Source organism: Pseudomonas fluorescens, from assembly GCF_902497895.1.
GTDB lineage: Bacteria > Pseudomonadota > Gammaproteobacteria > Pseudomonadales > Pseudomonadaceae > Aquipseudomonas > Aquipseudomonas fluorescens_BP.
In genome coordinates, this window is the sequence record NZ_CABVHQ010000114.1 from 1 (window position 1) to 7,791 (window position 7,791).

A 7,791-nucleotide genomic window follows, 5' to 3' on the forward strand; every position below is an offset into this window, starting at 1 on the left:
GCTTCGCCAGCTGCTACGGTTCGCGTAACGCCTTTACTGACCGGCATTGGGCTTGGCCACACTCATCTGAATCCCAACCCCTAAAGACAGCCCGTCTGCGCTACCATGTCTGGCCGGACGCGGCAGCCTGCTGCGCGCAGGAGTCAGCATGGCCCATCCGTTTGAAACCCTTACCCCCGATCTGGTGCTCGATGCTGTTGAAAGCATCGGGTTTCTCAGCGACGCCCGCATCCTGGCGCTGAACAGCTACGAGAACCGCGTTTACCAGGTCGGCATCGACGACTCCGAGCCGCTGATCGCCAAGTTCTACCGTCCACAGCGCTGGACCAACGAAGCGATCCTCGAAGAACACCGCTTTACCTTCGAACTCGCCGAGTGCGAGGTGCCGGTCGTCGCACCGATGATCCACAACGGCGAAAGCCTGTTCGAACACGCCGGCTTTCGTTTCACCCTGTTCCCTCGCCGTGGCGGCCGAGCGCCAGAGCCCGGCAACCTGGATCAACTGTATCGCCTCGGGCAATTGCTCGGCCGCTTGCACGCGGTCGGCGCCACCCGCCCGTTCGAACACCGCGAAGCACTCGGCGTGAAGAACTTCGGCCATGACTCGCTCAATACCCTGCTCGAAGGCAATTTCGTGCCTCGCAGCCTGCTCCCGGCCTACGAGTCGGTCGCCCGGGATCTGCTCAAGCGAGTGGAAGAGGTCTACCAGGCCACGCCCCATCAGAACATCCGCATGCATGGCGACTGCCACCCCGGCAACATGATGTGCCGCGACGAGATGTTCCACATCGTCGACCTCGACGACTGCCGCATGGGCCCGGCAGTGCAGGATCTGTGGATGATGCTCGCCGGTGACCGTCAGGAATGCCTGGGCCAGCTGTCGGAATTGATGGATGGCTACCGCGAGTTCCATGACTTCGACCCGCGTGAACTGGCACTTATCGAACCGTTGCGCGCCCTGCGGCTGATGCACTACAGCGCCTGGCTGGCCCGCCGCTGGGATGATCCCGCGTTCCCGCGCAGCTTCCCGTGGTTTGGCACCGAGCGCTATTGGGGCGATCAGGTGCTGGCGTTGCGTGAGCAGCTTTCGGCGCTGAATGAAGAACCTCTGAAGTTGTTTTGATTTCAAGATCAAAAGATCGCAGCCTGCGGCAGCTCCTACGGAATCGCGTACATCCGTCATTTCGCGGTTGTACCCGGTCGGCGTAGGAGCTGCCGCAGGCTGCGATCTTTTGCTTTCAGGCACGACACATCTATACAACCTCCTTACAATGGCTGCTCTGACCGTTAGCTGCCTAAGCAAGGACTCTGCATGCAAGCCGCCAACCCGCGTCGCGGGTACATTCTGGGCCTGACCGCCTACATCATCTGGGGCCTGTTCCCGCTCTACTTCAAAGCCATCGCCAACGTGCCCGCCATAGAGATCATCATCCACCGGGTGCTCTGGTCCGCGCTGTTCGGCGCCTTGCTGTTGCTGGTCTGGAAACATCCGGGCTGGTGGCGCGAGCTGCGGGAGAACCCGCGGCGGCTGGCGATCCTGGCCTTGAGCGGCACGCTGATCGCAGCCAACTGGCTGACCTATGTGTGGTCGGTGAATAACGGTCGGATGCTCGAAGCCAGTCTCGGCTATTACATCAACCCTTTGGTGAACGTGTTGCTGGGCATGCTGTTGCTCGGCGAGCGGCTGCGGCGCATGCAGTGGCTGGCGGTGGGGCTGGCCGCGGCCGGCGTGGCTCAGCAAGTCTGGCAAGTGGGCAGCCTGCCGTGGGTCTCGCTGGTGCTGGCGCTGACCTTTGGTTTCTACGGGCTGATCCGCAAGCAGGCACCGGTCAAGGCGTTGCCCGGGCTGGTGGTGGAGACCTGGATGCTGGTGCCGATTGCCCTCGGCTGGCTGTTGCTCAACCCCGGCGCAAGCAGTGCGCAGGCTGAATTCTGGACCACCTCCGAAGCCTGGTGGCTGGTCGCTGCGGGGCCCATCACTCTAGTACCGCTGGTGTGTTTCAACGCCGCCGCACGGCACTTACCCTATACCACCCTGGGTTTCCTCCAGTACCTGGCGCCGACCCTGGTGCTGTTGCAGGCCGTGCTGCTGTTTGGCGAGCACTTATCCTCAAGCACCCTGGTTGCATTCATGTGCATCTGGGCTGGCCTGGCGATTTACAGCGTGGATGCCTGGATCAGTCTACGTCGACGCGCCTGATCAAAAAACGCACAAAGCTCTGCAGGCCATGATTCACATGGCCTGCAAGCATCCGTCCCAAGGTTATCCACAACGTGATCCCCGCCGTTTGTGCACAAGCCCTTGAAACTGTTCGTTTTTTGCTCAACTTTGAAAGAGCCCCGGCCAGCCTGGGCTGGCGGCGCATCTCTACAGGTTATCCACAGGCAGGTGCAGGTTTTACTTGGATAACTGTTTACACCTCGCTGCGCAACACCAACTCGACCATCAAATCGTCCGCCAGGGTTTCCAGGCGCGCCTGTAATACATCAAGGGATAAGGTCAGCGGCACCGCCAGAAGCGCTTCGGCATGGAACAGCGGCTCGCTGCTCATGGGCGCGGGACGCACATCGGTGACCAATCGCTCGAGGTTTACCCCCTGCTCGCTCAATAAGCGCGTGATGTCGCGCACAATCCCCGGTCGGTCGTTGCCCACCAGCTCCATGGCGATCGGCTTCCAGGTGCAGGATTGTTCGATGCCGCTTTCGGCAATCAGCACGCGGATACCCTGCGCCGACAGCCCTTGCAGCGCATCCACCAGTTCGTCATAGGCCTCGGCCGGCACACCGACCCGCAGGATCCCGGCAAACTGCCCGGCCATGCGCGACATGCGGCTTTCCAGCCAGTTGCCGCCGTGTTCGGCAATGCATTGGGCAATGCGCTCGACCTGGCCGGGTTTATCCGGGGCGATTACGGTAAGTACGAGATGGTCCATGGCATAGCCCTCTTGTCATGACTTTTGTAATAGAAGGGGAAGTATAGGCAAGCCTCACCGAGACGCGGTCCAACCTCTATCTTCTAGGAGCGAGCTTGCTCGCGATGGAGGTTAACGATAACGCGTGTTTTCTGAATAAACGCGTCGCCCTTGAGTCCATCGCGAGCAAGCTCGCTCCTACAGGCATTTCACCGGCCGAAAAACAAATAGTGTACTGTTTTTAGATTTATCTGGAACAATCTAATAGTTTTTTGAGAACATCGCATTCCCCAGCGTGACCATACAGCTGGCTTAGGTCGCTAAACGACGTAATTAGTCTAATTTTCACAACCGCTATTCATCATGTAGTATGCCGCAGCGCGCACTACATAACGTTGGATCGATGTCTGCCCAAGCGCCATCGCAGCCCCGAAAAGCCCCGTCAGCAAAGCTCCGAGCCGTTGATTGGACCCACCCAGCCGCCAGCAATGGCATGTACTGGTGCGGGGGTTTGTGGTTTAAATGGCCAGAGGCTTTCATTGTTAAATTGAAGAGCTGAAAAGCGAAATAGCTGAGCAGAGTGAGGCAAGCAATGACTGAACACGTTCAAGTCGGTGGCCTGCAGGTCGCCAAAGTCCTGTTCGACTTCGTGAACAACGAAGCCATTCCCGGTACCGGTCTCACCACCGATAAGTTCTGGGGCGGTGCCGACAAGGTCATTCATGACCTGGCGCCGAAGAACAAAGCCCTACTCGCCAAACGCGACGACATCCAGGCGCGTATCGATGCCTGGCACCAGTCTCGTGCCGATCAGGCGCATGACGCCGTGGCCTACAAAGCCTTTCTGCAAGACATCGGTTATCTGCTGCCAGAAGCGGCGGATTTCCAGGTAACGACGCAAAACGTCGACGACGAAATCGCCCGCATGGCCGGTCCACAACTGGTCGTCCCGGTGATGAATGCCCGTTTCGCCCTCAACGCCTCGAACGCCCGCTGGGGTTCGCTGTACGACGCGTTGTACGGCACTGACGCCATTAGCGAAGCTGATGGCGCAGAGAAAGGCAAAGGCTACAACAAGGTCCGTGGCGACAAGGTCATCGCCTTCGCCCGCGCCTTCCTCGACGAAGCCGTGCCATTGGCGGCCGGCTCCCACGTCGACTCCACCGGCTACAAGATCGTTGACGGCAAACTGGTGGTCAGCCTCAATCGCGGCAGCAACACGGGCCTGCGCAACGACGCACAACTGATCGCCTTCCACGGCGACGCCGCTGCACCGACCGCGATCCTGCTGAAAAACAACGGCCTGCATTTCGAAATCCAGATCGACGCCAGCACCCCGGTCGGTCAGACCGACCCCGCTGGCATCAAAGACCTGCTGATGGAAGCGGCGCTGACCACCATCATGGACTGTGAAGACTCGGTCGCCGCGGTCGATGCCGATGACAAAGTGGTGATCTACCGCAACTGGCTCGGCCTGATGAAGGGCGACCTGTCGGAAGAAGTGTCCAAGGGCGGCAAGACCTTTACCCGCACCATGAACGCCGACCGCCGCTACACCGCGCTCGACGGCAGCGAACTGAGCCTGCACGGTCGTTCCCTGTTGTTCGTGCGTAACGTTGGCCATTTGATGACCATCGACGCGATTCTCGACAAGGACGGCAATGAAGTTCCGGAGGGGATTCTCGACGGCCTGATGACCAGCCTCGCAGCGATTCACAGCCTCAACGGCAACAACTCGCGCAAAAACAGCCGCACCGGTTCGATCTACATCGTCAAGCCGAAAATGCACGGCCCTGAAGAAGCGGCGTTCACCAACGAGCTGTTCGGGCGCATCGAAGAAGTCCTCGAGTTGCCGCGCAACACCCTCAAAGTCGGCATCATGGACGAAGAGCGGCGTACCACGGTCAACCTCAAGGCCTGCATCAAGGCGGCCAGCGAGCGCGTGGTGTTCATCAACACCGGCTTCCTCGACCGCACGGGTGACGAAATCCACACCTCCATGGAAGCTGGCGCGATGGTGCGCAAAGCCGCCATGAAGGCGGAGAAATGGATTAGCGCCTACGAGGACTGGAACGTCGATATCGGCCTGAGCACCGGCCTGCAAGGTCGCGCCCAGATTGGTAAAGGCATGTGGGCCATGCCCGACCTGATGGCCGCGATGCTCGAGCAGAAAATCGCTCACCCGCTGGCCGGCGCCAACACCGCCTGGGTACCTTCGCCGACGGCCGCTGCTCTGCACGCGCTGCACTACCACAAGGTCGACGTGTTCGCCCGTCAGGCCGAACTGGCCAAACGCGGTCGCGCCTCGGTCGACGATATCCTGACCATCCCGTTGGCGAGCAATACCAACTGGTCGGCCGAAGAAGTCCAGAACGAACTGGACAACAACGCCCAGGGTATCCTCGGTTACGTGGTGCGCTGGATCGACCAGGGCGTGGGCTGTTCGAAAGTACCGGACATCAACGACATCGGCCTGATGGAAGACCGTGCCACGCTGCGTATCTCCAGCCAGCACATCGCCAACTGGTTGCGCCACGGCATCGTCAATGAAGCCCAGGTGCTGGAAAGCCTCAAGCGCATGGCGCCAGTGGTCGACCGGCAGAACGCCAACGACCCGCTGTACCGTCCGTTGGCACCTGACTTCGACAGCAACATCGCCTTCCAGGCGGCCATCGAACTGGTGGTCGAAGGCACCAAACAGCCGAACGGCTACACCGAGCCGGTTCTGCACCGTCGTCGTCGCGAGTTCAAGGCCAGGAACGGTCTGTAAACCCCGCTAACACGACAGAAATCCCCCGGAGGTAAAAGCCCGGGGGATTTTTCTTTCCGGACGCTACGCAGATACCGGATTACTTCTTGTAGCGTATGGCGTTTGCCATGATGTAATCCGTCACCCGCTGCGCATTGATAAACAAGGCAATGCCCATGACTGTAAGTACCAGGGCGAACAATTTCTCAGAGCCTATTGGTTCATCAAGCACATACCATGAGGTCACGATGCCTGAAATCGGAACAATCACAGACAGCGGTGCAACCTGGCTGGCCGGGTATTTCCTCATCAGACGGTTCCACACCCAATAACCGAAAATCGTCGCCACATACGCCTGAAACAAAATGGATAGAACCACTGCTCCCTTGATATCCACCAGCAACGCCTGAAAAGGCGCAGCCCCTTTGACCCAGTAAGTCATCAGGTACAACGGCGGCATTGCATAAAGACTTGACCAGACGACAAAGGCAAACATATCGACCACGTTGCTTTTTTTGACCACCACATTACAAAGGCTCCAGCACAACGCCGCCAGCAACACCAGAAACAAGCCCAGGTCCTGAGTGTCGTCCTCAGTCACATGAAAGATGAACAGCAACCCGACCAGCGCCATGAGAATGCCAGTGACATGGATCGCCGTCATTTTCTCCCCGAATAGCAGCACACCCCAGATTACGGTAAAAAAGGCGCTGAACTGTAAAAGCAGAGAGGTCACCCCCGCAGTTACACCGAGAAACATACCGTAATTCATAAGCCAGCACATCCCGACCCCAAACAACAAGCCGTACAGCGCTATAACGGGGAAACTTATATTTTTTGGTTTATCAATAAAAAACACCAGAGGAAATGCGCAAAAAGTAAAACGTAACGCCGTCAACATGAACGGATCGATGCCATCAAGACTGATATCAATTACCGAGAAATTACTGCCCCACATAACAGTAACTGCAACAATCAGAAGCAGGTCTCGAAAATCCATTTTCATCATAATATTTCCTGTAATTGTTTTTTTTATAAGTTCAGGATCCAGGTAGCACACTACCCAGCCAGTCGCCCACAAAACACCAACTGCAGGTGAGTGTTGCCCCGCCTTCGACATAAAAAAATACAAACACCCTGTTTGGCGTGGCATATCAATGTCAAAAATCGGAATGCCGTCTTGTTTGCCCAGAGAAACAATGGACAGCGACTGGAAGGTATCCTTTAAGTTTCACCAAGGTAACTGAATTCAATAAGCGGAGGAGGTACTTATTTGTGAATTGTTATTTCTCGAGACTTGGAAAATTGACTATAACCAATCGCCAGCAGCAACCTGACATGGAAGGTCAACTAGTTGACCCCCAACTCATGCTTCACCAACGCCAAAAGCTTGCCGGTATCGATCGGCTTGAGCAGGAAATCCACCACGCTCAAATGCATGGCGGCGATGGCGTCGCGGACATCGGCGTCCCCGGAAATGATAATGATCGGCAGCGCCGCCCGCTCCGACTCGCGTACCTGGCGTATCAGGTCCAGGCCATCGCCGGGAGCCATGCGCAGGTCCGTGATGAGCAGACCAATCGATTTATTCGACTTCAATAGTTCGAGCGCCGCTTTGCCGTTGGCCGCGGTCAGGCAACGAATGCCATCAAGGCCGAGGATCTCCGCCAACAGTTCGCGCGCGTCCTTATCGTCATCGGCGATCAGTACCCGCTGCGGCGGCAGATCAGGCTCAAGCATGACGGCGCTGAGCGCTTCGCGCTCGGCATCAGTCAAAATATCGTGGTCGGACATACATTTCTCTGGGTTTTCAAATCAGTCCCTTGGCAAAGGCTCAGACATCACCAAACAGACCTTCCATGTGCACTTCGTCGGATCGCTTCAAATAGAGCTTATGACAGTTTTCGCATCTGCTCTGTAGGGTTTTTCCGAAACTTCGATTTACCTACTGACTACCTAGGGTCTGTTGACGTTTGGTGGCGAGCCGCGTTGCTGTGCCAACTTGTGCGAGGCAAGGCGCGGGATGCCGCTAATGGTTGTTCCCTTGGCAAATCCCGCAACGCAGCCTCGCGCAAGTTGGCGCGCAACCCGAAGGGACGAGGCCCACTTGGCGCAGGGCTGCGTTGCTCG

The 7,791-nt window shown here is 57.7% G+C and carries 6 protein-coding genes; 3 read left to right on the forward strand and 3 right to left on the reverse strand.

Annotated elements, in window-relative coordinates; translation table 11 throughout:
- Nucleotides 1-148 precede the first annotated feature (148 nt).
- Nucleotides 149-1,123 carry a serine/threonine protein kinase gene (locus tag F8N21_RS29240; protein WP_150643730.1) on the forward strand — a complete coding sequence of 325 codons (975 nt, stop codon included), beginning with the start codon at nucleotides 149-151 and terminating at the stop codon, nucleotides 1,121-1,123.
- A 189-nt stretch (nucleotides 1,124-1,312) separates the two neighbouring features.
- Entirely contained in the window at nucleotides 1,313-2,200 is an 888-nt protein-coding gene (gene rarD, locus F8N21_RS29245) for an EamA family transporter RarD (RefSeq protein WP_150645440.1), read from the forward strand.
- Between the two features lie 214 nt (nucleotides 2,201-2,414).
- Here rarD and F8N21_RS29250 read toward each other — a convergent pair whose 3' ends face one another.
- A complete protein-coding gene (locus F8N21_RS29250; RefSeq protein WP_150645441.1) occupies nucleotides 2,415-2,933 on the reverse strand; it encodes a glycine cleavage system protein R in 519 nt (172 codons plus the stop codon).
- A 571-nt stretch (nucleotides 2,934-3,504) separates the two neighbouring features.
- Between F8N21_RS29250 and F8N21_RS29255 the strand changes: the two genes are divergently transcribed.
- Nucleotides 3,505-5,682, forward strand: a complete 2,178-nt coding sequence (locus tag F8N21_RS29255) for a malate synthase G (RefSeq protein ID WP_150645442.1) — start codon at nucleotides 3,505-3,507, stop codon at nucleotides 5,680-5,682.
- A 79-nt stretch (nucleotides 5,683-5,761) separates the two neighbouring features.
- On the opposite strand, the gene F8N21_RS29260 is transcribed toward F8N21_RS29255, so the two are convergent.
- Nucleotides 5,762-6,670, reverse strand: a complete 909-nt coding sequence (locus tag F8N21_RS29260) for an EamA family transporter (protein ID WP_150645443.1) — start codon at nucleotides 6,668-6,670, stop codon at nucleotides 5,762-5,764.
- Nucleotides 6,671-7,011: 341 nt separating this feature from the next.
- The gene (locus tag F8N21_RS29265; RefSeq protein ID WP_150645444.1) at nucleotides 7,012-7,455 is read right to left on the reverse strand and encodes a response regulator; all 444 of its coding nucleotides are present in this window, start codon (nucleotides 7,453-7,455) and stop codon (nucleotides 7,012-7,014) included.
- Between the last annotated feature and the right edge of the window lie 336 nt (nucleotides 7,456-7,791).